General features: G+C 65.3%; 23 protein-coding genes, 1 tRNA gene and 1 pseudogene. 6 read left to right on the top strand and 19 right to left on the bottom strand.

All coding sequences use genetic code 11. The annotated features are described in order from the left end of the window. Window positions 1-14: 14 nt before the first annotated feature. From G578_RS0119745 to rplU, 15 genes are all read right to left on the bottom strand, one after another. Complete coding sequence (locus G578_RS0119745; RefSeq protein ID WP_028795702.1) at window positions 15-1235, bottom strand: hypothetical protein; 1221 nt, start codon at window positions 1233-1235, stop codon at window positions 15-17. Window positions 1236-1363: 128 nt separating this feature from the next. Continuing rightward, window positions 1364-1855 carry an RNA pyrophosphohydrolase gene (locus G578_RS0119740; protein ID WP_038015199.1) on the bottom strand — a complete coding sequence of 164 codons (492 nt, stop codon included), beginning with the start codon at window positions 1853-1855 and terminating at the stop codon, window positions 1364-1366. A gap of 11 nt (window positions 1856-1866) precedes the next feature. After that, a complete protein-coding gene (locus tag G578_RS28700; protein ID WP_051245043.1) occupies window positions 1867-3195 on the bottom strand; it encodes a divergent polysaccharide deacetylase family protein in 1329 nt (442 codons plus the stop codon). Next, a complete protein-coding gene (locus G578_RS0119730; protein ID WP_084619044.1) occupies window positions 3192-4589 on the bottom strand; it encodes a S41 family peptidase in 1398 nt (465 codons plus the stop codon). The genes G578_RS28700 and G578_RS0119730 overlap by 4 nt, the downstream gene beginning before the upstream one ends. Before the next feature lie 5 nt (window positions 4590-4594). Next, the gene (locus G578_RS0119725; RefSeq protein ID WP_028795700.1) at window positions 4595-5908 is read right to left on the bottom strand and encodes a murein hydrolase activator EnvC family protein; all 1314 of its coding nucleotides are present in this window, start codon (window positions 5906-5908) and stop codon (window positions 4595-4597) included. 8 nt (window positions 5909-5916) lie between these two features. After that, complete coding sequence (gene gpmI, locus G578_RS0119720) at window positions 5917-7476, bottom strand: 2,3-bisphosphoglycerate-independent phosphoglycerate mutase (RefSeq protein ID WP_028795699.1); 1560 nt, start codon at window positions 7474-7476, stop codon at window positions 5917-5919. A gap of 63 nt (window positions 7477-7539) precedes the next feature. Continuing rightward, entirely contained in the window at window positions 7540-8136 is a 597-nt protein-coding gene (locus G578_RS0119715; RefSeq protein WP_028795698.1) for a LysE family translocator, read from the bottom strand. 129 nt (window positions 8137-8265) lie between these two features. Next, window positions 8266-8724 carry a 23S rRNA (pseudouridine(1915)-N(3))-methyltransferase RlmH gene (gene rlmH / locus G578_RS0119710; RefSeq protein ID WP_028795697.1) on the bottom strand — a complete coding sequence of 153 codons (459 nt, stop codon included), beginning with the start codon at window positions 8722-8724 and terminating at the stop codon, window positions 8266-8268. A gap of 52 nt (window positions 8725-8776) precedes the next feature. Next, window positions 8777-9253, bottom strand: a complete 477-nt coding sequence (gene rsfS, locus G578_RS27270; protein WP_084619043.1) for a ribosome silencing factor — start codon at window positions 9251-9253, stop codon at window positions 8777-8779. 39 nt (window positions 9254-9292) lie between these two features. Then, window positions 9293-10024, bottom strand: coding sequence for a nicotinate-nucleotide adenylyltransferase (locus tag G578_RS0119700; RefSeq protein WP_028795696.1), 732 nt, complete (start codon window positions 10022-10024; stop codon window positions 9293-9295). Between the two features lie 27 nt (window positions 10025-10051). Then, on the bottom strand, window positions 10052-11359 hold the full coding sequence (locus G578_RS0119695; protein ID WP_051245042.1) for a glutamate-5-semialdehyde dehydrogenase: 1308 nt from the start codon (window positions 11357-11359) through the stop codon (window positions 10052-10054). Continuing rightward, window positions 11356-12615 carry a glutamate 5-kinase gene (gene proB, locus G578_RS27265; protein WP_084619042.1) on the bottom strand — a complete coding sequence of 420 codons (1260 nt, stop codon included), beginning with the start codon at window positions 12613-12615 and terminating at the stop codon, window positions 11356-11358. The genes G578_RS0119695 and proB overlap by 4 nt, the downstream gene beginning before the upstream one ends. Continuing rightward, window positions 12603-13658, bottom strand: a complete 1056-nt coding sequence (gene obgE / locus G578_RS0119685) for a GTPase ObgE (RefSeq protein WP_028795694.1) — start codon at window positions 13656-13658, stop codon at window positions 12603-12605. Before obgE ends, proB begins: the two co-directional genes overlap by 13 nt. Window positions 13659-13778: 120 nt before the next feature. Continuing rightward, window positions 13779-14045: a 50S ribosomal protein L27 gene (gene rpmA, locus G578_RS0119680; protein WP_028795693.1), complete on the bottom strand. Its 267-nt coding sequence runs from the start codon at window positions 14043-14045 to the stop codon at window positions 13779-13781. Window positions 14046-14068: 23 nt separating this feature from the next. Continuing rightward, window positions 14069-14386, bottom strand: a complete 318-nt coding sequence (rplU, locus tag G578_RS0119675; RefSeq protein WP_028795692.1) for a 50S ribosomal protein L21 — start codon at window positions 14384-14386, stop codon at window positions 14069-14071. A gap of 255 nt (window positions 14387-14641) precedes the next feature. On the opposite strand from rplU, the gene G578_RS0119670 reads away from it, so the two are divergent. Further along, window positions 14642-14731, top strand: a tRNA-Ser gene (locus G578_RS0119670). A 341-nt stretch (window positions 14732-15072) separates the two neighbouring features. Here the strand turns inward: G578_RS0119670 and G578_RS0119665 are convergent. Next, the gene (locus tag G578_RS0119665) at window positions 15073-15966 is read right to left on the bottom strand and encodes a LysR family transcriptional regulator (protein WP_028795691.1); all 894 of its coding nucleotides are present in this window, start codon (window positions 15964-15966) and stop codon (window positions 15073-15075) included. Between the two features lie 102 nt (window positions 15967-16068). Here G578_RS0119665 and G578_RS0119660 point away from each other — a divergent pair, with 102 nt between their 5' ends. Continuing rightward, window positions 16069-16932 (top strand): SDR family oxidoreductase, encoded by an 864-nt coding sequence (locus G578_RS0119660; RefSeq protein WP_028795690.1) that lies wholly within the window; start codon window positions 16069-16071, stop codon window positions 16930-16932. A 29-nt stretch (window positions 16933-16961) separates the two neighbouring features. Here G578_RS0119660 and G578_RS27260 read toward each other — a convergent pair whose 3' ends face one another. Then, a complete protein-coding gene (locus G578_RS27260) occupies window positions 16962-18329 on the bottom strand; it encodes a sensor histidine kinase (protein WP_051245041.1) in 1368 nt (455 codons plus the stop codon). Between the two features lie 32 nt (window positions 18330-18361). Then, window positions 18362-19087, bottom strand: a complete 726-nt coding sequence (locus G578_RS0119650) for a response regulator (protein ID WP_028795689.1) — start codon at window positions 19085-19087, stop codon at window positions 18362-18364. Window positions 19088-19655: 568 nt separating this feature from the next. Here G578_RS0119650 and G578_RS0119645 point away from each other — a divergent pair. From G578_RS0119645 to G578_RS27255, 4 genes are all read left to right on the top strand, one after another. Then, entirely contained in the window at window positions 19656-20480 is an 825-nt protein-coding gene (locus G578_RS0119645) for a MipA/OmpV family protein (protein ID WP_028795688.1), read from the top strand. A gap of 193 nt (window positions 20481-20673) precedes the next feature. Then, complete coding sequence (locus G578_RS0119640) at window positions 20674-21816, top strand: amidohydrolase family protein (protein ID WP_038015197.1); 1143 nt, start codon at window positions 20674-20676, stop codon at window positions 21814-21816. Between the two features lie 126 nt (window positions 21817-21942). Then, complete coding sequence (locus G578_RS0119635) at window positions 21943-22623, top strand: winged helix-turn-helix domain-containing protein (protein ID WP_028795686.1); 681 nt, start codon at window positions 21943-21945, stop codon at window positions 22621-22623. 77 nt (window positions 22624-22700) lie between these two features. Then, on the top strand, window positions 22701-23612 hold the full coding sequence (locus G578_RS27255; RefSeq protein ID WP_245565653.1) for a sensor histidine kinase: 912 nt from the start codon (window positions 22701-22703) through the stop codon (window positions 23610-23612). 271 nt (window positions 23613-23883) lie between these two features. On the opposite strand, the pseudogene G578_RS30415 reads toward G578_RS27255, so the two are convergent. Further along, window positions 23884-24579 (bottom strand): annotated as a pseudogene (locus G578_RS30415) (O-antigen ligase family protein); the annotation flags it as partial. Between the last annotated feature and the right edge of the window lie 75 nt (window positions 24580-24654).

The raw sequence follows: 24654 nt of genomic DNA, 5'->3' as shown, positions 1-24654 counted from the left end.
GCGCAGACCCGTCCCTATTCCTCGTCTTCCGCCTCGCCGGCCAGGCGCTTGTTCGCCCGCTCGACCCGGGCCTTGAGCTCGTAGTCGGGCCGGTCGTTCTCCCAGTTGTGCATCTGCTGCACCATCTTCAGGCCGGCGGTCTCGAACTTCGTCGTCTTGGTCAGGATGCTGTGTTCGGGGTTGAGCTCACGGATCGGGATGCGCGGCGCGTAGCCGGCGATCCGGGTGATCGCCCGCTCCATCGCCCGGTCGCCGCCGATCGCCTCGCGGCCGCGATAGGCCTCGCGCCAGAGCTGGATCATGTCGGCCCAGCCGTCGAGCCCATAGCCGATGTCGCGCCGCAGGACCTCGAGCCGGTCGATGGCGCCCTTGTTGTGGTCGAACATGTCGGCCAGCGATCCCAGCATCTCGTTCAGGTTGCCCAGACGCTCGTTGATATAGCCGATGCACTCGTCCGCCGCGGTCAGGATGATGGCCACCTGCGGCAGCAGCTCCTCGCGGACCTGGGACTGATAGTCGTCGATCTCCTGGCGGAACTGGATGAGATCGGTGTGCTGGAGATAGAGGAACCCGTTCTCCTTGGGCTCGCCCGGCGCGGTGACGTTGCCGAAGGGGGTCAGCATGCCGACCAGCGGGTCCAGGTAGCTCTTCACGTCCGCCACGGTCGAGTTCGTGCGCTCGGCGGCGAAGATCATGACCCGCTCGATCAGCAGGTCGAGGTCGATCTTCGAGCGCCCGGACTGACCGCCCATGAGCCCCATGAGGGTCTTGGTATTGGTGCGCATCATCAGCGGGTCGCCTCGTTCGATCCCGCATTCGCGGGTGAGCTCGGCAATGAAGGACAGGCGGACCATCGCCTTGTCCTCGTCGTCCCTGGCCACGATCCGGCGCGCTTCCGCTACGGCATCGTCGTCGATGCCGTGCTCGGCATCGCAGCGCAGGCAGACCTCGCGCATCCTGATCGGGTCGAGGTCGCGGATGTTCTTGGTATGCGCAACGGACTCGATAATGGCGAGGTCGCGCGGATTGAGCGCCCCCAGCGTGCCGATCTGCTCCCACGGCAGCACGAGCAGCTCTCCGCGGCGCGTTCCCGAGTAATTCGGGATCACGGCTTCCAACTGGCGCACAGGCCCGTGGAAATACTCGCGAACGCGGGTATGGGCGAGGTCTCGGTTGTGAAACGTGACGGTCGTGCCCCGACGCTCGAAAGTCTGAGGTTTGTTCTCCGCGCGCATCCCCTCTCCTCCGGCGCAGCAGCGCCGGACACCTCAACTCCATTTGGTCACAAGAGCATGAGGGTCTTAAGGAAGATTTTACGCGCTCTCGAAAAATTCACAAACAATGCGTGCGGCGGAAAAAGATTTCAGCGGTCGGGTGTTGCCGTCGCCGCTGCGATCGCCGGTCCCAACTCGGCCACCACCGCCTCGTAGGTCGCGCGTTTGAACGGTACGATCAGCTCCACCACCACGCCGAGATCGACCCATTTCCAGTCATCGAACTCCGGGTGTTCGGTCTGCAGGTCGATATCGGTCGCCGTGCCGGTGAACCGGCAGGCGAGCCACTTCTGCGTCTGGCCGCGCCAGGACTCGCGGATCTTGCCCGGCAGATCGGCCGGAAACTCGTAGGTGACCCAGCCGGCGGTCTCGGCCACCACCTCGACCGAACTGGTGCCGATCTCCTCCTCCAGCTCGCGCAGGCCGGCCTGGCGCGGCGTCTCGCCCTCGTCGATTCCGCCCTGGGGCATCTGCCAGGCGTCGGCGATGCCGATACGCTTGCCGACGAAGACCTGACCCGTATCGTTGAACAGGACGATGCCGACACAGGGCCGGAGGGGAAGCGCGCTACGGTCGGTCATGGGATATCGGCTCAGCGTAAACGTTGGCGGTCGGCGATGGCGGAGACCGGGGCGAGGATGAGGCCCTTGCGTTCCAGCGTGCCGGCCCAGCGCTGGATGCGGTCGATGGATACCGGCAGGGACCGGGCGATGCCGATGGCGACGCGCTGTTCCTGGGCGACCGTCTCCAGATCGGCCAGCGCCCGGTCGATCGAGGAGATCGACGGCGTGGCATCCAGGAAGCGGTTGTTGAAGGCCCGCGGGAGCTGGATCGAGGACGCGAGCTCGGTGGCGATGCTGCGCGACGAGCCCCGGCTGTCGACGATCATGAGCCCGCGCTCCTTCAGCCCTTCCAGGACCGGCATCATGGCGTCTTCCACGGTGGTGAACTGCGACCCCATCCAGGTCGTCACGCCGACATAGCCGGGGGCCCGGCCCAGCACCCATTCCAGTCGGTTCAGGTTGTCGGCCGTCGACAGGCTGGTCAGCAGGGTGGACGGGCCGGGGTCGTCGCGCGGAAAGTCGAGAGGCTCCAGCGGCAGGTCGATGAAGACCTCGTGCCCGGCCGATCGGGCGGCCTCCAGCCAGGCTTCGAGATCCTCGGCATAGGGCGAGAAGCTGAGGGTGACCGCGCCGGGCAGGAGCTGGATCGCGGCGTCGGTCTCGCGCTGGCTGAGCCCGAGATTGGTCACCAGCACGGCGACCCAGGGACGGGTATCGTCCACATTGAACGGTCGGGCATAGGTCGACCAGGGCTGCCGGCCGTCCACCGCGATGATCGGCAGCCGGCCCTCGTCGCGGACCTCCATCAGGGCCGGGTCGACCGGGGTCAGGGTGACGCCGTCGGCGGGAGCGCCATCGGCGACCGCGCTCGGGCCCTCGCCCTCGCCGTCCTTGGCCGGCGACCCGTCACCGCCGCTCTCCTTGTCGGCAGATTCCTGGCCGTTGTCGACGCCCGCCGCCGCTCCATCCGCTTCGGCCTTGGACCGGGGCGCTGCGGCGGAGCTGTTGGGTTCCGGCTCCTCGCCCTCGTCGAGGATGTCGACGGTGAGCTGCGGACGCTGGATCTCGCGCAGGGACTCGGTGTGCTCGGCATTGACCATGAGCCACCCGACCAGGCCGCCGGCGCCGCCGATCACGGCGACGGCGAGCAGGGTGGTCAGCGCCGCCGAGGCAACACGTTTCCAGCGCCCCTTCTTGCGAGGAGCGGGCTCTTCGTCCAGACCGCGTTCCAGATCGTCGGGCGGCGGGCCACCCGACTCCGCCTCATCCAGCGGATCGTCCGGATCTCCGCCCCCCCGCCGCTTCTTGAACAGCTGGGGGAGGCGGGGCAGACGGATATTCGGCTTAGGTAGCCTCAATTCACCACGCGGTTCTGGAACAGATGGAAGCCGCGCAGCAGATCGACCGCGCGGGCGAGCTGGTAGTCCTCAAGCGGATCCTCGTTCTCCGCCGATGCGGCCTCACCCGGCGTGGGCACCTCGGCCGGCGGCTGGGCGGCCGGGGCGTCGCTCTCGTCGGGATTGACCAGGGCACCGCGCAGATCGGCCTCGCGACGCCGGCGGCCCTCCTCGATCTTCTCGATCTTGGCGAGCTCGACCTTGATGTCCGGCTCGATGCCCTTGGCCTGGATCGAGCGGCCCGACGGGGTGTAGTAGCGCGCCGTGGTCAGGCGCATGGCCGCGTTGCCCTGCAGCGGCAGGATGGTCTGCACCGACCCCTTGCCGAAGGACTGGGTGCCGAGAACGATCGCCCGGCGGTGATCCTGCAGCGCGCCGGCGACGATCTCGGAGGCCGAGGCGGAGCCGCCGTTGATCAGCACGACCACCGGCTTGCCATCGGTGATGTCGCCCGGCGTGGCGTTGACCCGGCTGGCGTTCGCCTCTTCCCGGCCACGGGTCGAGACGATCTCGCCGCGCTCCAGGAAGGCGTCGGTGACGGAGATCGCCTGGTCGAGCAAGCCGCCCGGATTGTTGCGCAGGTCGATGACGAAGCCGTGCAGCCTGTCGCCGAGCTCTTCCTTGATCTCGGAGACGGACTCCTGAAGGCCCACCGTCGTCTGTTCGTTGAAGGTGGTGATGCGGATATAGCCGATATCCTGGATCACCCGGTTGCGCACCGACTTGATGGTGATGATCGCCCGGGTGATCTCGACGTCGAACGGCTCTTCCTCGGCGCGGCGGATGGTCAGCGTGATCGGCGTGCCGACCTTGCCGCGCATCTTCTCCACCGCGTCGGACAGGGTCAGGCCGAGCACCGCCTCGCCGTCGAGATGGGTGATGTAGTCGCCGGGCTGCAGCCCGACCTCCGACGCCGGGGTGTCGTCGATCGGCGAGACCACCTTCACGAAGCCGTTCTCCATGGTGACCTCGATGCCGAGGCCGCCGAACTCGCCCTTGGTCTGCACCCGCATGTCCTGGAAGCTCTTCGCGCTGAGATAGCTCGAATGCGGGTCGAGGGAGGTGAGCATGCCGTTGATGGCCGCCTCCACGAGCTTCTCGTCGCTGACCTCTTCCACGTACTGGGCGCGGACCTTCTCGAACACGTCGCCGAGCAGGCTGAGCTGACGGTAGGTGTCGGTCGAGTTGGTCTGGCTCTGGCCGCCGCCCGTGGCGCCGAGCAGGACGCCGCCGCCAACGGCGAACGCCAGTGCCGCGGACACCGCGACACGGCGGATCGCCCGGCTGCGTGCCTTATCAGGGCGGGTCGGGGCGCCAGAATCGGCGGCGGTGTCATCAAGACGGGAATTGTTCATCCGACTCATCCTTTGGCCTTTTCGGTAAGTCCCGCAAACCACGGTAACGGGTCGATCGGGTCACCATTGTGGCGAAGTTCCAGATACAGCTCGGGTGCGGCGTCTCCGGCCGCCGCCATCGCACCCACCGGCTCGCCGGCGAGCACATGGCTCCCGACACTCAAATCGACCCGTGCGAGCCCGGCAAGAAGGGTATGATATCCGTCGCCGTGTTCAATGATCAAAATCCGACCGAATCCTTCGAACGGCCCAGCATACAACACGATTCCGTCATGCGGGGCGATCGCGAGCGCGCCGGGACGCGTGCGCAGCAGCAGCCCCTGTCTGGTCAGGTCGCCCGACTTGCCCTTGCCGAACCGCTGGACGACCGTGCCGGCGACCGGGGCGAAGAGATGGCCCCGGGCGCTTGTCAGCGGCGGTCCGGGGGGCAGCGCGGCGGTCCGGACCGGGTCCGCCGCCGGCGCGTCGGTGGCTGCGGGGGCCGGCGGTTCGCCGCCGTCCACCTCGGGCGGCGACGGACGCGACGGCCGCAGCTTCGGCGTCACCAGGGCCGCCAGCTTGCGCTGTTCCTCCGCCTCGGCGGCCTCGCGCTTCTCCAGGCTGTCGATCAACTCGCGCAGGGAGCGGGCCGACTGGCTGAGCGCCCGGATCTCTTCCGCCGCGTTGCTCGCCCGGTTGCGCGTGCCGGCCAGCAGTTCCGCCTTCTCCGCCGCCAGGGCGGCGAGCTGGGCGCGCTCGGCGTCCAGCTCCTGGGCGGCCAGGGTCAGCCGGTCGCGCTGGGCTCGGATATCGGCTTCCAGCGTCGCCAGCGTGTCGAGCTCGCGGCGCAGCGCCCTGGCATTCCCGTTGAGACGCGGGATCGCGGATTCCAGCAGGATGCCGGTATGGACGGTGTCCAGGGGCGCGCGGCCCACCAGCAGCAGGGTCTCCGGCGGATGGCGGGCGAGCCGCTGCAGCGCGCCGGTGAGATGGGAGAGCTCCTGGCGGCGCTCGAGCAGGCGGCTGCGCTTGTCCTTGACCTCCTGGCGCAGGGTGTCGAGGGTCTGTTCGGCGTCGAACATGTCGGTCTCGGTGCGCTGCGCCCGGGTGGCCGCCACGGCCATGCGCTCGCGCAGCCGGTCGATCTCGCCGGCCAGCGCGCCGGCCAGCCGGTCCAGCTTGGTGCCCGCCTTGCGCTCGCCCTCCAGCGCCTTCTCGATGCGCCGGAGCTCCGCGGTGGGGTCCTTCGGCGCCGGATCCTCCGCGGTCTGAGCCCGCGCGTTTCCGCCCACCGCCGCGGCGAGCATCGCCAGAACCAGGACGGGGGCGAGGGAACGCACCGCGGCGCTTACTCCGCCGCCCGGCGGTCGCGCACCAGCATGCAGTCGCCGGTCATCGCCGCCGGCGGCTTCATGCCCATGAGCGAGAGCAGGGTGGGCGCGACATCGGCCAGCTTGCCGGTCTTCAGGGAGGTGACGTCCTCCGGCGCGCCGACCAGGATCGTCGGGACCAGGTTGGTCGTATGGGCGGTGTGCGGGCCGCCGGTCTCCGGGTCGAGCATGACCTCGCAATTGCCGTGGTCGGCGGTCAGGAACATCGCGCCGCCGGCCCTCAGCACCGCCTCGGCGACCCGGCCGACGCAGGTATCGACCGTCTCCACCGCCTTGATCGCCGCCTCCAGGCTGCCGGTATGGCCGACCATGTCCGGGTTGGCGAAATTGGCGACGATCAGGTCGTAGGTGCCGCCGTCGATGGCCGCGACCAGCTTGTCGCAGAGTTCCGGCGCGGACATTTCCGGCTGCAGGTCGTAGGTCTTCACCTTGGGCGAGGGCACCATGATCCGGTCCTCGCCGTCGAACACCGCCTCGCGGCCGCCGTTCAGGAAGAAGGTGACGTGCGGATACTTCTCGGTTTCGGCGATGCGGAGCTGAGTCTTGCCGGCCTTGGCGACGACCTCGCCGATCGGCTCGCTCAGATCCTCCGGCGGGAAGATCGTGACCATCTTCGGCGCCAGCACCGACGAGTATTCGACCATGCCCGCGACGATGCCGGGCTTCGGGGTCCGGGCGCGCGCGAACCCCTCGAAGTCGTCGTCCACGAACGGGGCCAGGATCTCGCGCGCCCGGTCGGCGCGGAAGTTCGCCATGACGATGGCGTCCCCGTCCTGCACCGGCGCGCCGCCGGCGATCACGGTCGGGGTGACGAACTCGTCGGTCTCGTCGCGGGCATAGGCAGCGTCCACCGCGGCGACCGCGTCGTCGGCGCTGTGCTCGGCCTCGGCCAGGCAGACCGCCTTCCAGGCCTGCTCCACCCGCTCCCAGCGCTTGTCCCGGTCCATGGCGAAGAACCGGCCGCTGACCGACGCGATGGTCGCCGCACCGTCCAGGTCCTCGATGAAGGCGCGGAGCTGGTCGGCGGCACTCTTCGGCGCGCAGTCTCGGCCGTCGGTGAAGACATGGACCACGACCCGGGCGCCGCCGGCGGCCAGGACCTTGGCCAGGGCGGCCACGTGGCGCTGGTGGCTGTGCACCCCGCCGGTGGAGACCAGGCCCATCAGGTGGCAGGTGCCGCCGCTCTGCTTCAGGGTGTCGAGCACCTGGGCGATGGCCGGCTGTCTGGCCAGGCTGCCGTCGGCGATGGCGGCGTTGATCTTCGGCAGCTCCTGCATGACGACCCGGCCGGCGCCGAGATTCATATGGCCGACCTCGGAATTGCCCATCTGGCCGTCCGGCAGCCCGACGAACTCGCCCGACGCGTTCATCAGCCCGCCCGGCCAGCGGGCGGCGAGCGCGTCCACATTCGGCGTGTGCGCCAGGGCGACGGCGTTGTCGGTACGGTCGGTGCGGTGGCCCCAGCCGTCCATGATGCACAGGACGACTGGGCGGGGGGTATCGGATGTCTTGCTCATGGGACGGTTATATATCCTTCCCGGGGGCAAGGTCACGGGCTGCGCGCGTACTCGTTTGGCGGATCAGAACACGGCGGCCGCTACGGAGAGCACCAGCAGCACGGCGAAGACGACGTTGACCGCCCGACCGAGAACCGGATGGCTGAGCCAGCGGGCGAACAGCGAGCCGAAGGCGAGCCAGGTCAGGTTCACCAGCACGATCACCGGTGCAAGGGCGGCGATCTTGGCGACGGCGTCGAACACCGGGTCGCCAGGCACAACCGCGTGGGTGGAATAGACCGCACCGATGGCGGCGAAGGCCTTCGGATTGGCGATGGCCAGCAGGTAGCCGCCGACGAAGCCTGCCGGGCGGGCGCCCGGATCCCGGTTGAGGCCGCCGACCGGGGCGGTGGCGATCTTCCAGGCGAGATAGAGGATGTAGGCGGCGGCAAGCGCGGTGACGACGGGCACCGCGCCGGGTACCACGAAGATCAGCCCGGCGACCCCGGTGGCGATCAGCAGCAGCACCGTGGCCGTGCCCAGGCAGATGCCGGCGACATAGGGCAGGCTTGCCCGCAGGCCGAACGCGGTGCCCATGGCGGCGGAACTGAGCGTGGCGGGGCCGGGGCTGCCCATCAGCGGCAGGGCGGCAAGCCAGAGGGGGATGAGGGCGTCGAGCATGGCGCTACATGAGCGCGGACCGGGGCGTCGGTCTTGGACGTTTGTGCGCGCTCCGCATTCTATGTCACGTCGTCATCCCTGGGGCGCCGGGATGACGGAAAAACGATCGAGGCCGGGTGGAGGGGAGAGCTACGCCCGATGATACGGATGCCCGGCCAGAATGCGCTCCGACCGGTAGATCTGTTCCACCAGCATCACCCGGGCGAGCATGTGGGGCCAAGTCTGAGGGCCGAAAGCGAGCACCAGGTCGGCGCGCTCGCGGATGCTCTGGTCCAGCCCGTCGGCGCCGCCGATGACGAAGCAGATCTCGCCGCGCCCCTGGTCGCGCCAGGCGCCGATCCGGCCCGCCAGATCCTCGCTGGAGAGCCCCCTGCCGCGTTCGTCCATCGCCACCAGCACCGCACCGTCGGGAATGCGGGCGGCGATCAGGGCAGCTTCCTCTGCCTTGAGGACGTCGCCCTCAAGGCGCTTCTTGGCTTCGACCTCCTGGATCGCCAGCGACCAGGGGAGGCGGTCGCCGTAATCCCGGCACAACGCCTCCATCGGGCCGCGTTTCATGCGGCCCACCGCCACGATCGTGATCTTCACGCGTCCTCCTGTCCGGGCCTTGGATCCGGGTCTACCCGGGGCCCGGCGCTAGTCAGGCATGCGCGAAGGTCGGCTCGGCCCCGATATCCGCGCCGGACTCGCCGCCGATGCGGACGGTGCGGCTCGGCGGCGGGGTGGCGCCCCACATCTTCTCCAGCCCGTAGAACTCCCGGACCTCGGGGCGGAACAGGTGGACGATGACGTCGCCCCCGTCGATCAGCACCCAGTCGCCGCGGGACTGTCCTTCCACGGTGACGCCGTCGACGCCCTGATCCTTGAGTTTTCTGCAGATGTGGTCGGCCATGGCCGAAACCTGCCGCGATGAGCGGCCCGTGGCGATGATCATGTAATCGCCAATGGCGGACTTTCCGGCCAGATCAATGGCCACAATGTCCTCGGCCTTGTCGTCGTCCAGTGAGGTCATCACCAGCTTCTTCAGGCCGTCCCCCAGATTGGGAGCAAGTGTGTCGAGTATGGTCGCACTCCTTTCGTCAGCGAAAGCGGACCCCGGCGTGCCCCGGCGGTCCATGGTTGCTCTGGTAGTTCCGATTATCGGACTGGGTGCTTTCTAGCCGGACCCTCCACCCTTGCGTTGCGCCCGTATCCGGGTCGCCGACGCGGCATGGTGGCGGGTGTGCAGAAACACCCAGGCCGGAGGCCGCCGATCCGCCAGTCCCCGGGCGTTCCTTTCGGGCACCCGGACCCTCGCGAACCGTTTGGCGGCTCGGCTCGCCAAAGCCCTTAAAGAATAGGTAGGCCGGTCGAAAACCGCAATGACGGCTGTGTGACAGATCAGCAGCCACCGTTCCCAGCGATGGAAACTGGCCAGATTGTCCGCCCCCATGATCCAGACGAACGACATGTAGGGGCAGCGCCGGCGCAGGGCGACGAGCGTGTCGGCGGTGTAATGGGTGCCGAGATGCAGCTCGAAGTCCTTCACCTTGATCCGCGGGTGGCGCGCGACGGCCCTGGCGGAGGCCAGGCGCTCGGCGAAGGGGGCCATGTCGTCGCGCGGCTTCAGCGGATTCTGCGGGCTGACCAGCCACCAGACCTCGTCCAGGCCGAGCCGCTTCATGGCCGTCTCGGCCACATGGCGGTGGCCGTCATGGGCCGGATTGAAGGAGCCGCCCATCAGCCCGACCTTGAGTCGCCGCCGGTCGGCGCCGGCGCGGGGCAGGGCCGCCGCCTCGCTCGCCGGCATCCGCAGGGCGTGCGGCCGCACCCGGGCGAACAGGGCGGACCCTGCATCGGGGGGGAGCCGGTCCCTGTGCGGTCCGCGAATCGGGGTGAAGAGGGTCATCGGCGGTATCGGGTCAGGGCCGGGCCATCATGGCCGGGTCTGGCCGGTTCCGCGCACCAGATACTTGAAGCTGGTCAGCTGTTCCGCGCCGACCGGGCCGCGGGCGTGCATCCGGCCGGTGGAGATGCCGATCTCCGCGCCGAAACCGAACTCGCCGCCATCGGCGAACTGGGTGGAGGCGTTATGCAGGACGATGGCGCTGTCGACCTCGGACAGGAACCGCTCCGCGGCGGCGGGGTCCTCGGTGACGATGCTGTCGGTATGGTGCGAGCCGTGGCGGTTGATGTGCTCGATCGCCCCGGCCACGCCGTCGACCACGGCGACGGACAGGATGGCGTCGAGATACTCCGTGTCCCAGTCCGCCTCGCTCGCCGGATCCATGCCGGCCGCGATGGCCCGCGCCGCCGCGTCGCCGCGCAGGATACAGCCGGCCGCCCGCAGCGCCTCGGCCACCGGCGGCAGCAGTTCGGCGGCGACGGCTCGGTCGACCAGCAGGGTCTCGGCCGCCCCGCAGACCGAGGTGCGCCGCATCTTGGCGTTGACCGCGATGGCGACGGCCTTGTCCCGGTCGGCGCCGGCGTCGAGATAGACGTGGCACAGCCCGTCCAGATGGGCGAAGACCGGCACCCGGCTCTCGTTCTGCACCCGCTCGATCAGCGAGCGGCCGCCGCGCGGCACGATCACGTCGACATATTGCGGCATGGTCAGCAGCTTGCCGACGGCGGCCCGGTCGGTGGTCGGCACCGACTGGATCGCGTCCTCCGGCAGGCCGGCCTCGCGCAGCCCCTTATGCAGGGCGGCGACGATGGCGGTGGAGGAGTGGTAGCTCTCCGAGCCGCCGCGCAGGATCGCCGCGTTCCCGGCCTTCAGGCACAGGCTGCCGGCATCGGCGGTCACGTTCGGGCGGCTCTCGTAGATGATGCCGATCACGCCCAGCGGCACCCGGCGGCGCTCGAATTTCAGGCCGTTCGGTCGTTCCCACGCGGCCATGGTCGCCCCCACGGGATCGGGCAGCCCGGCCACGACCTCCAGGCCGGCGGCGATGCCTTCCAGCCGACCCGCATCCAGCAGCAGCCGGTCGACCAGGGAGTCCCGCAGGCCCTTATCGCGGGCGGCGGCGATGTCCTTGGCGTTGGCGGCGAGGATCGCCGGCGTGTCGGCGCGCAGCGCGGCGGCGGCGGCATGCAGCGCCTTGTCCTTCTGCTCGGAGGAGGCCAGGGCCAGCACCGCCGCGGCGGCGCGGGCGCGGCGACCGATCTCCAGCATCATCGCGTCGATATCGGTCTGTGCCGCGGGCGCGCGGGAAAGTCCGGGCTTATCGTCGACAAGGCTCATCGGGGCGTGTCCTCCTCGGCGGCGCGGCCGTCGGCCAGCACCAGATCGTCTCTGTGGACGATTTCGTCCCGGCCACGGTAGCCGAGCGCCGTCTCGATTTCACGGGATTTGAGCCCGGCGATCAGCCGCGCATCGTCCGACGCATAGGCGACCAGCCCGCGTCCCCGGATCACCCGGTCCGGCCCGTGCAGGGTGACGAGGTCGCCGCGCTCGAAGGTGCCGACCACCTCGGACACCCCGGCGGGCAGCAGGCTCTTGCCCGCGTTCAGCGCCCGGATGGCGCCGGCGTCGACGATAAGCTGGCCGCGCGGGGCGAGCGAGCTGGCGATCCAGCGCTTGCGGGCGGTCAGCGGCGAGGCGCCGGCATGAAACCAGGTGCAGCGGCCGCCCCCCTGATCCGGGCCGGCGTCGATGCGGCGGATCGGGTGGGTCTCGCGGCCGTTGGCGATGACCATGCGGCAGCCGGCCGCCCCGGCGATCTTGGCGGCGGCCAGCTTGGTCACCATCCCGCCCGAGGCATAGCCGCTGCCGGCGGCCCCGGCCATCGCCTCGATCTCCGCGGTCACGCCTTCCACGTCGGAGATGTGGCGGGCGTCGGGATTGCGACGCGGGTCGGCGGTGTACAGGCCGTCGATATCGGACAGCAGGACCAGGGTGTCGGCGCTGGCCATCTGGGCGACCCGGGCGCCGAGCCGGTCGTTGTCGCCGAACCGGATTTCTGCCGTCGCGACCGTGTCGTTCTCGTTGATCACCGGCACAGCACCCAGGGCCAGCAGGGTATTGATGGTGGCGCGGGCGTTCAGGTGGCGGCGGCGCTGTTCGGTGTCGTCGGGCGACAGCAGGATCTGCGCCACGGTCAGGTGGTGGCGGGCCAGGGCCTCCTGATAGGCATGGGCCAGCAGGATCTGGCCGGTGGCGGCGGCGGCCTGCTTCTCCTCCAGCTTCGGGCGGACCTGGTCGATGCCGAGATGCCGTCGGCCCAGCGCGATGGCGCCGGAAGAGACGACCAGCACCTCGACCCCGGCCCGGCGCAACTCGGCGATGTCGTCGGCCAGTGCGTCCAGCCAGGCCCGGCGGACCGACCCGGTCTCCTCGTCGACCAGCAGGGCCGAGCCGATCTTGATGACCAGCCGGCGGGACTCGTCGATGCGGTGGGGCGCGCTGCCCTCCGCGCCGCTATCTGCGCCGCCCCTCGCACCGTTGCCCGGGCCCTTGGCAGCAGCCTGGGTGCCGGTCTTGGCGGTCAGGGTGTCCATACGGGCTCCCCTTCCTCCCGCTCGGCGTCCTCCTCTTCGGCCTGACGCGCGTCGGTGGCGGCATGGATGTGGTCGTTGAGGCGGCCCAGCGCCTGGCGCACGTTCAGGCCGGAGGCGGCGGACAGGGCCATGGGCCGCTGGCCGGTCTCTTCCTCGAACAGGTCCTGCAGGGCTTCCACATCCTCCTCGGTCATGGCGTCGACCTTGCTCAGCGCCAGCACCTCGGGCTTGGTCTCCAGCGCGCCGCCATAGGCCTCCAACTCGCCGCGCACGGTCTCCCAGGCGGCCATGGGGTCTTCGCCGGTGGCGTCGACCAGATGGAGCAGGGCGCCGCAGCGCTCGATATGGCCGAGGAATCGGTCGCCGAGCCCGGCGCCCTCATGGGCGCCCTCGATCAGGCCGGGGATGTCGGCCAGCACGAATTCCTCGTCGCCGATGCTGACCACGCCGAGGCCCGGATGCAGAGTGGTGAAGGGATAGTCGGCGACCTTCGGCTTGGCGGCGGTGACGGCCGACAGGAAGGTGGACTTGCCGGCGTTGGGCAGGCCGACCAGCCCGGCATCGGCGATCAGCTTGAGCCGCAGCCAGATCCACATCTCCTGGCCGGGCCAGCCCGGCGTGGTCTTGCGCGGCGCCCGGTTGGTGGAGGACTTGAAGCGGGCGTTGCCGAAGCCGCCGTCGCCGCCATTGGCCAGGGTCACGCGCTGGCCGACCTCGGTCATGTCGGCGAGCAGGGTCTCGTAGTCCTCGTCCCAGATCTGGGTGCCCAGCGGCACACGCAGCACGATGTCCTTGCCGCCGGGGCCGCTCATGTCGCGGCCCATGCCGGGGCGGCCGTTCTCGGCCTTGAAATGCTGCTGGTAGCGGAAATCGATCAGCGTGTTCAGCGCGGCCACGCATTCGACAATCACGTCGCCGCCGCGCCCGCCGTCGCCGCCGTTCGGTCCGCCGAACTCGATGAAGGCTTCCCGGCGGAAGCTCAGACAGCCGTTGCCGCCGCTGCCGCTGCGGATGAAGACCTTGGCCTGATCGAGGAACTTCACGTCACGTCCTCCGCGAACCCCCGCGGGGCAGACATCCTGACAGACATCCTGCGCGCGGGTACGAAAAAAGGGAACGGCGAACCGTTCCCTTCGATGCCGCTCCCGGTTGTCGGGGCGGCTTTACTCGGCCGGCGCCTCGGCTGCGGCGACGCCGATATAGGTGCGGCCGCGCGTCTCGCGGAACTCCACCTTGCCCTCGACCTTGGCGAAGATCGTGTGATCCTTGCCCATGCCGACATTGGCGCCCGGGTGGAACTTGGTGCCGCGCTGGCGGACCAGGATGTTGCCCGGAATGACGGACTCGCCGCCGAACTTCTTCACGCCCAGGCGGCGACCTTCGGAGTCGCGGCCGTTACGGGAGCTACCACCTGCCTTTTTATGGGCCATGGATCTACTCTCCTCTAGCTCGGTTAGGCGCCGGCACTGATGCCGGTCACGCGCAGAACGGTGAGGTTCTGGCGATGACCGCGCGTGCGGCGATGGTTCTTGCGGCGCTTCTTCTTGAAGATCGTGATCTTCGGACCCTTACGCTGGTCCAGCACCTCGAAGGCAACGGAAGCACCGGCCACCAGGGGGGCGCCGACGGTCAGATTGGCGTCGTCGCCGACCATCAGAACCTGGTCGATCTCGACCGTGGCACCCGCCTCGGCGTCGAGCTTCTCGACCTTGATCACGTCCCCGGAGGCGACCTTGTACTGCTTGCCGCCGGTTTTAACGACTGCGAACATCGGCTCGATCCTGGCAAAACTAGTGGGCGCGCCGCCTGTCGGCACGCAACGGAGCGCGCACTATACGTATGGCGCTTTGCATGTCAACACGAACTCGGCCGACTGTCGCCGGCCGGGCAATCGGCCGGCTCGGAGCGTGGTGTTTCCGGGGACGAGACTAGCCCGAGCCTCCCGGCTGCGAAAGACGTGCATCATGCGCTTGCATCGTGGTGCGGCTTTGACTAGGTTCCCGGCCTGCTCCTGAACGAGCCTTATGGAGAGGTGCCGGAGTGGTTGAACGGGGCGGTCTCGAAAACCGCTGTGGGCGCAAGCTCACCGAGGGTTCGAATCCCTCTCTCTCCGCCAATTCCCATTGAAATTACAATATTTGTTTCCTCTATGGGGGCTGATTCCCACAAGAGCTCCCCAATAGATCTGCCCCTCGTCTCTAATTCGAGTCGGTTAGCTCGAATGGCACTGGCCGACCGATAGTGTTGAAAAGGTCAGCGCGACGCCCGGAGTGTCGATCTTCCAGAATCTATTTTTCAATGCGGCAGAGCCTCATGAAGCATTGACGCACTCACGCCAACTGTCCTGCTGGAATGCTACGCGTCGAATGTGCCTTCGGGCTTCTTCGACCGACCCTTCTCGGGCATTCGGCATGCTTCTGATCAAGCGGCCAAGCGCTCGCCGTCAACCGGTCACGGTCACCTTACGACATATCGAGCAAGCTCGTCGGGGGTCCCGTTCGGAAACGCCACTCGCAAATGGTCTAGAAAGGCAGAGACGCGGGCACTTAGCAGCCGGCGGCTGGGATAAAGTACCCAGAGCGCGATCTCGGGGCCCTCCAACTCGCCCCAGTCGACCAAAGTCCCTGCAGCCAGATCATGACTTACAAGTGAGATCGGCAACTGGGCGGCCCCGACCCCCATCCGAACGGCATCGCGGACCATGAGGAGCGACGAGAGGCTCAGACACGGGCGAACCGCGAGGGGGGATTTCCCGGTCGCCGTGCTCACAGTCCAGGTTTCGCTCATTTCGGCTTTCCCGCGCACAACGGCCGGAATGGGAGACCCGTCAGCCGACGGTCGGACGTCTGGGCTCGCCACCACCACTAACCGATCGCGTAGGAACACCCGACCGACGAGGCTCTCGTCGCGGTCCGGGTTCACCCGGATCACCAGGTCGTAGGCTTCCTCCACCATGTCGACGGCCCGGTCCTCCGTCGTGACTTCAAGCCTGACTTCAGGATGCATCAACGCGAAATCCGCAGCCAGTTTTCCCATGGCGGTCTGAGAGAAGAGCAGGGGTGCGCTGATCCGCAACCGTCCGCGTGGAATAGTCCCGCCCGACGATATCGCCAAAGTCGTCTCTTCGAGGTCGGTGAGCAATGCGGCCGTCCGCTCAAAGAGGGCGCGCCCTTCCTCGGTCAGCTTCAGGGCGCGGCCGCCGCGTTCGAACAGGCGCAGGTTCAGACTGGCCTCTAGCTCCGCAACCCGTCTGGAAAGCGTCGCCTTTGGACGGCCGCTGGCACGGGCTGCCCGGCCGACCCCTTCATGCCTGGCGACGAGGTTGAAGTCGGCGAGAGCGAGAAGATCCATCTGTTCCACCTGTGAGACGAAGTGTCCAAATACGACGCCTATTGGAATGAAATAGGATCAGTGATCTTGCAAGCGTTCTTAAACGCGAAACCGGAGTTTCCCATGACCATTCTCGTTACCGGCGCGACCGGCAATGTCGGACGAAACGTCGTCACCCAGCTTGTGAGCCGCGGCGCAGACGTGCGTGCACTGGTCCGCGATCCCGTAAAGGCCGACTTCCCGACTGGTGTGGAGATTGTCCAGGGCGACTTTCTCGACGTCGACGCCCTGCGGCAGGCCTATTCCGGCGTCTCTACCCTGTTCCTGCTGAATGCCGTGGTCGCCGATGAATACACCCAGGCGCTGATCGCTCTCAATCTCGCCCGCGAGGCCGGAATCGAGCGCATCGTCTACCTGTCGGTGATCCACAGCGACACCTACGTGAACGTGCCGCATTTCGCCGGCAAGTTCGGGGTCGAGCGTATGATCGAGGCGATGGAGATCCATGCCACCATCCTGCGCCCCGCTTACTACATCGACAACGATGTCACGATCAAAGACGTCGTGGTCGGCCACGGTGTCTATCCGATGCCGATCGGCACCAAGGGGTTGGCGATGGTCGACACCCGCGATGTGGGTGAGATTGCGGCGATCGAGCTGATCCGCCGGGAGCGGTCCGCCACGCCCCTGCCGATCACCCGCATCAATCTGGTGGGCCCCGATACGCTGACCGGTCCCGATGTCGCTGCGATCTGGAGCGAGGTGCTCGGCCGCCCGATCACGTATCCAGGCGACGATACCGACGCTTTCGAGCAGAACCTGCGGCTGTTCATGCCGAGCTGGATGGCGCTCGACATGCGCGTCATGGCCGAGCGCTTCCTGACCGCTGGCATGGTCCCCGAAGCCGGCGACGTGGCGCGCCTGACGTCGATGCTCGGCCGTCCCCTGCGCTCCTATCGCGACTTCGCCGCGCAGGTCGCGGGCTGATCTCCCCAATCCAGGGGCTTTGTCGTGATCTACTCGACCGCCGCCGTGCCGGTGAACCCGGAAAGGGTGACCTGGCCCGGCAACCAGATCCTCATTTTCAACCCGTTATGCACGTTGGTCGCTCGTATTGTCCCCCCGTGCTTATGGACGATTGTCCGTGCTATCGAGAGTCCCAGGCCGACATTCCCGGTCTCCGTGTTTCGGCCTTCGCTGACCCGGAAGAATGGCTCGAATATATCGTCCAGCATCTCATCCGGTACTTTAGGTCCTTCGTCGACGATCTCAATAGCAACACCATCGTCTTCTGACTCGACGCTTAATTCGACTTTGCTTCCGTAGTTGACGGCATTTTCGAGCACATTTCGAATTGCGCGTCGCAATGCGACCGGACGGCAGAGGTATCTGTGGGCCCGCAGATTTGTCGAAAAAGCGACCCCCGGGAACTCTCTAGCGAGATTCGACAGGGTCTCGACCAGATTGACGGTTTCACTTTTCTCTTCCTGGACTTCGCGTTTAGCAAAAACCAGACAATCTTCGACCATCGAGCCCATGTCCTGAAGCGTCTGGATCATCTCGGACTTCAGCTCTTGATCCTTGATGAATTCCGCTCTCAAGCGTAGGGACGTGATGGGTGTCCGAAGATCGTGGCTGACGGCCGCCAGCATTTTCGTTCGGTCTTCGACAAATCGGCTAATGCTTTCCTGCATGGTGTTGAACGCGATCGTCGTGGATCTGAGCTCGTCAGGCCCCTCCACCTCGACATAGCCGACGGCCTCACCTTGGCCAAAGCGTTCGGCGGCCAAAGACAATTTCCGCAACGGCGCCGTGATGCGTTTGACGATGATCGCAACGATCAACAAGATTCCAACGAGCGAAAGGATAGCGGACAGAATGACCGGTAGAAGAATCACCAATTCATCGACCGGCGACAAAACTCGGGCGTTGAGCCACTCCTTCTCGTTCAATTGTATCGAGACGTAATCAATCGGACAGGCGCCTCCTTGATTGGATTGCTTCTCGGCAATAAGGCAGTCCTCGATTCTCTCCGCGAACCAGAACTCCCAGATACTCAAGGACGACACCGTATTATCAGTGGCGAATATAGGCCTTCCGGACAGAATTTCCGGGACATGTGCAACACTGTCATGCGGAATGTCGAACCGGTTCTGAGTAAGCGGTAGATCGTCAACGTGGAAATGAATATCTGGATCGCTTGTAGCCCGTAAGAGTTTCTCGCGTTCTGACCCCGATGTCGTACGCCCGATTTCATAGGCCGTCGCGACTTCCTCGATGACCATTCTGACCTGTTGTTCCTGAATACCTTCATCCGTCTTGATATAGAAAACGACGAGGATGATGGTTTGAGATAACAGGACAGCCCCGATGATAAGAATCATCAGTTGTCCTGCAATCGTTCTGTGAATCTTTCTCATCGGCGGGCTACATCCAAAGTGAACATGTAGCCACCACCCCAAACGGTTTTAATGATTTCTGGAGTTTTGGCATCCGCTTCAATTTTTTTGCGAAGCCTGCTGACCTGATTGTCGATGGACCGGTCGAATACATTGGCGGCGCGACTGCTGACCATATCGAGCAACTGATCGCGGGAGAGAACCATCTTCGGATGGTCGAGAAAGGTCATTAAGAGCCTGAACTCTACCGTACTAAGCGCCGTTTCCTGGCCGCCGCTCTCCTTCCTGAGGACCTGCCGGTCCACGTCGAGCACCCAGGTCCCGAAACCGATCTGGCCCGCCTCGATGCCCGAATACTGCCTAGGGAGGCTATTTACGCGTCGCAGCACGCCTTTGATCCGCGCCAAGAGCTCCCGTGGATTGAATGGTTTGGTCAAGTAATCGTCCGCGCCGATCTCCAGTCCAACAATTCGGTCGGTCTCGCTCGCGACCGCGGTCAGCAGAATGACCGGTATGTCGCGTGTCTCCCGTATACGCCGGCAGATTTCCAACCCGCCTTCGCCAGGCATCAGAATGTCGAGAACGATCAAGTCGATCGACGCGGCCTTAACGACGGTATCCATTTCTGCGCCATTGGCGGCCATCGAAACTCGGAACCCGTTCTCGCCGAGATACTTCGCCAAGGGCTCCCGGATATTCTTGTGGTCGTCGACGACCAAGATGTGAGGATTCTTCGGCGGCATTGCGTTCAGAATCTCCAATCACCTCAATGCGTCGAGCTATGGACATTCGGATAATCAATTTGGCCGCGTCTCAAAAGCAGGAATATGTATAAAAGTATGCCACGGCGTTTACTTGGCACGCTTTTTTACAATTTCGCCAAGCCTGACCCATCATCCAGGCGCTCCGCCGCTAGAACGCGGGCATGAAGCCTAGGGCAGATCGTGCGGTGACGGGATCACCTCGTGATCGCGTCAAAGGGTCTGAATCTGCTCTATCTTATTGTTTTAGAGACAAATTCACCGACCATATTGAGTCATAAAATGAGGCGATATGGTCGGATTCGGCTCCAGGTCGGCGTCCTGACCGTCGCGGAACGCGTGCCGTCGGCACCTCGTTCGACCGGCAGCGGGGACTATCGGTGGAGTGCAGAACGCTGCCGCGACGTGCCTCTGAGGGCGCTCGAAGCGTAGACTCGCTGTCACACTTTTTTACAACTTTACGGCCTTTCTGGCATACGCGTGTGAAATGTCGCCCCCAGACTGCCCAGCATCGAGACATAAACGTCAAAGCTGAACGAGGGGCTAGGACATGAACTACATGGTTTGTCGCAAGGGCGTCGCAGCGGGATTGCTGATGGCGATCGTTGCACTCCCCGGGATCGCGTCTGCCGCGGACGACTGGGAGTTCGTGATCGGTGGCGGCTTGGGATATGGATCCAAGTACGAGGGCTCCGATGAAATGGAGGCCATGTTCCTTCCGGTGGCGGGCATTACGTGGAAGGACACCGTGTACCTTTCGACGGAAGATGGATTGGGCGCCGTCGTTTACGACAACAACAACTTTACCGTGAATGTCGGCTTCAACTACGACTGGGGTCGCGACGAAAGCGACAGTTCCGACCTGAACGGACTGGGTGACGTCGATGGCGCGGCAACGGCAAACCTGAGCCTGGAATATGACATCGGCCCCGTGACCCCGTTCATCGAACTGACCCGACATCTCGGCGGTACCAACGGACTGGAAGCGTCCTTCGGTGTCGATACCATGATCCCCCTGAGTGCCTTGACGGGCCAGGGCTCCGGGTCGGGTGCGATGGGATCTGACGACGAGGGCGCGAATGGACCGGCGTTCCTGGCCGGACTGTCCTCGACATGGTCGGACGACAAATACATGAAGAACTACTTCGGCGTTAACTCGACGCAGTCGGCACGCTCCGGCCTACAGCAGTACACGGCTAAGTCCGGCCTCAAGTCAGTCACCGCGGAACTCGGGTTCCTGTATCCGGTCAACGAGAACTGGGAGGTCATGACCATGATCGAATACAGCCGATTGATCGGTGACGCGGCCGATAGCCCGATCAGCAAGGACGATGGTGTTGTCTTCGGCGGGCTGACCGTTTCCTACAAATTCTGAGCGGTCTTCGTGGGTCACCAGTTGACCCAATGATCCCTCACCGACCAGCAGCGACGCACGCCTCTTTGCGCAAGCATCAGCGGCAAAGGCTCGGTGCTGCGCTGACCCCTAGGTCTATGGATCCAATCGAAATTCTTGAGCAGCGAAAGCTGCGCCCAAACCGCACAGCACAAACACCGGAGCGGATACCGATATGAAGCCGATCTTAAAGTCCCTAGAGCAACTGTTGATGGGGCGCCGCGACTTTCTAGGTGGCACGGCTGCACTTGGTGTCGGTGCGGGATTGTCCGCACCCGCCATCGTCTCCCGCGCCGCCGCAGCGGAGCCGTCGGTCATCTCGTTGCGAGACCTGGACCTGCCCTTTATCGCCACGGAAGAGACCTATACCACCGACGAACTGATCGCGCTGAACGCGATCAACGACGATCACGTAGAGTACCTCAAGGAAACGGGTCTCGCCGAAATCGGCCCTGGCCGCATCGGCGCAATGGACGACGCCGGAATCAACGTTCAAATCCTCTCCGCACATACGCCGGGCGTGCAGAATCTCCCCGGCCAGGAAGGCATCGATTTCGCGTATCGTCTCAACAAGATGATTGCCGATGGCCCGATGGCCACCTATCCGGGGCGCTTCCAGGCCTACGCGACCTTGCCGCTGCAGGATCCCGAGGCATCAGCGGACGAACTGGAACGCGCCGTTCGGGAAGATGGCTTTGTGGGAGCCATGACCAATGGATTCATCGGCAAGAGATTCCTGGACCATCCCGATTTCGAGCCGGTTCTGGCGCGGGCCGAGGCACTCGGGGTGCCGATATACCTGCATCCGGGCTTCCCGCCTGATGAAGTCTTCGACATCTACTACCGCATTACGCGGCCGGAATATAACAAAGAGTATCAGGACTACATCTTCAGCGGTTCAGGATATGGATGGCACCAGGAAGTCATTACGCAATGCCTTCGGCTGATCATGACTGGAGCGTTCGACAGATTCCCCAAACTGCAGATGATTATCGGCCACATGGGCGAGGGCCTTCCATTCTTCTACGAACGTATCGTGGGGGATATGGGCGACGTGACCGAAGGCGCGCTGAACAAGCCTCTCGGGCAATACTTCAATGACAATTTCTGGTACACAACCAGCGCATTCTTCCAAGACGAACTGCTTCATCTTCTGCTGAGGTACATCAGCGTGGATCGAGTGATGTTTGGCACGGATTACCCGTTTGCGGACATGAAGCAAGGAACCAATTGGTTTCGGGCGGTGGACCTGCCCCGTGAGGCCAAGGAAAAAATCGCGTTCCGAAATGCCGAAAAGCTGTTCGGCATAAAGCTCTGACTTATCGGCCTCGGCAGGCGCTCGCTCTCGGTGCGGGACCGCGCCGGATTGACGGCGTCGCGCAGCCGGGAGACGAGGCGGCCGAGGCCCCTCCGCCGAGCCGTGCTGTCTGAATCGAGGCTGACCATGAGATCTCTGCTCATCGAAGATGACGCGAAATCCGGCGCCTATATCGCCTCAAGCCTGCGCGAGATCGGGCACGTCGTCGACCATCTGGAGAACGGTCGCGACGGCCTTCTCCAGGCGACCGTGGGCGATTACGACGTTCTGATCGTCGACCGGATGCTCCCCGAGCTGGACGGCCTCGCGCTGGTCCGCACTCTGCGCGGCGCCAGGATTCTGACGCCGATACTCTTTTTAACCGCGATGGATGGCGTCAACGACAGAGTCGAAGGCTTGAATGCCGGAGCAGATGATTATCTCGCCAAACCGTTCTCGTTCGCCGAGCTCTCCGCCCGTATCAGCGCTCTAGCGCGACGTCCGTGCTTGCGCGAGGAGGTCAGCGTTCTGACGGTCGGGGATCTTCAGATGGACCTCATTCGCCGGATCGTCAGCCGGGCGGGTCAGCCAATCGATCTGCAACGTCGCGAGTTCGTCCTGCTGGAGCACCTCATGCGCACCGCCGGTCGGGTCCAGACGAGGACGATGCTGCTGGAGGCCGTCTGGGACATTCAATTCGATCCGCAGACCAATGTGGTCGAGAGTCATGTCAGCCGCCTGCGAAGCAAGATCGACAGGCCGTACGGCACGGAGATGATCCGAACGGTGCGCGGCGCAGGCTATGTCTTGCAGCCGGGCGGGCGCTGATGACTGGGAAAGGCCCGGCCCAAGCCTTGCAACGGCTACTGATGTGGTCCGGCCTGGGGTGGGTCGGCGCACCCGTCATGCGTCTGTTCCTGACCGCCAACGCGCCCACCCCCCGACTCACCGGGCCCGCGACATCTACGGCCCTAGCGGTTGCCGGCACTATCTGGTTCTCGTCCCGAACGGAAAGGCGAATTGTTGCTATCGGCAAGGGGCTGGATGCCGTGGCGGCGGGAGATCTGCGACGAAGACTGCCGGTTGGATCCGCAAGCGATGACCTCGATCGGGTCGCGCAGGCCGTCAACAGGATGCTCGACCAACTTGCCGAAACGATGGAAGGTCTGCGTCAGGTCTCGGCTGATATCGCCCACGACCTTCGCACACCGCTGAGCCGGCTTCGGACCACGCTGGAGGGTATGGAAGGACCGGCCACCAAGGATGCTCTGGATCAGCTCGACTCCATCATCCGGGTCTTTCACTCCATACTACAGATTGCCCAGATTGAGGCCGGGTCGCCCCGTGGCCGCTTCGCTCCGATCGATCTCGCGGTCCTGTGCCGTACCGTGGAGGAACTCTACCAGCCGATCCTGGAAGACGAAGGGCGCCCGTTTAGCGTCGAGATCTGCGCGGCCGCAGCCACTTGGGTCGCCGGCGACCGCGATCTGCTGATGCAAATGATCGCGAACCTCCTCGATAACGCGGTCCGCCATACACCGCCCGAAACCGGTATCGCGATCCGTCTCGTGCATAAGCCGATCGGCCAACTCCTCCTGGAGGTAACGGACCGCGGGCCGGGCGTCCCGGAAGCGGAACGGGATAAGGTATTTCGCCGGTCGTATCGGTTGGAGCGGAGTCGCAACTCCGAAGGCAGCGGCCTTGGGTTGTGTCTCGTAGCGGCCGTCGTTTCTCTGCACCGCTCGACGATCCGCCTGTCCGACAATGACCCGGGATTGAAGGTGTCAATCGTTCTACCGGCGATCGATCCCGGATGAGCCCCGGCTCAGGGCCGTTGCCGGACGGAACGGGTTTCATGGACGTGGGGGGCCGATAGCCGGCGGCGAACCGGAAGAGCAGCGCGGTCGCGGCCAACGCGGCCCACCAGGAATCCGTCGTCACCTCGAAGTTCACCGCGGACACCACGAGCGCGCTGGCGAGCGCGGCGTGAGCGAACGGCTGGCTCTGCCTCGGCATCCGGGAAATCCGACGCACGATCAAGAGAACGAGGGTCAGTGCGATACAGACGGAAATCCCACCGCCATACACCCAGAGCTCGATCCACTGATTGTGCGGATAGATACCGGCTTCGGCCACCTGCGAGAAGCCGACCAGCTCCTCGGGGGTAACCGGGATCTGCTTCGCTGTGGAGAAACCCCAACCCGCCCAAGGCCGCTCCACTATCCGGGCACTCATGTAATCCCAGATTTCCAAACGGTGCAGCCAGGATCGCTCGAGACCACTGGTCGCCGAGGCAGCGTATGGGAACGTCCACCTGATAACTGCCGGTCCCATCCACGCCGCCATCGGCAGTCCGACCCAGAACGCCGTTGTGACCAGACGCGGTCGCCACAGGGTCACCAAGAGCACCAGTGTACCGGCGGCTAGCTGAAGCTTGCCTCCGGCACTCTGCGAGAGAAACGTCAGCACGACGAGGGGCAGCGCGGCCGCGACAGCGCCGGTCCAGCCCAAACGGTTGCGCACTGCGAGCAAGATCGGCCAGGCAAGCACAGCCAGATAGGCAATGCCCCGATTATAGTCGCTCGGAGCCCAATCCGCGGCACCAGGTGCGAGGATGGCAAGTAGTCGGTGTTCGGTCGCCAGATCCACGGCGGCCAGAGCGGAACCAGCCGGCAGTCCGATCGCTGCGACCAGAAGTGCGATACGGCGATGCGGCTCAGCGAACGTCCTGTCGTCGCACCCGAAGGCCAGCAGTCCCAGCGTTCCTGCTGAAATCAACGCCATCTGCATGATGCCGTCCAACGACGCTATGGGATCGATACTCCAAATCGTGCTCGCTGCGGACCAGATCAAGAATGC

This window comes from Thalassobaculum salexigens DSM 19539 (assembly GCF_000423805.1).
Lineage (GTDB): Bacteria > Pseudomonadota > Alphaproteobacteria > Thalassobaculales > Thalassobaculaceae > Thalassobaculum > Thalassobaculum litoreum.
The sequence above is the reverse complement of the archived record's forward strand: the minus strand, read 5'-3'. Positions and strand labels throughout refer to the sequence as shown.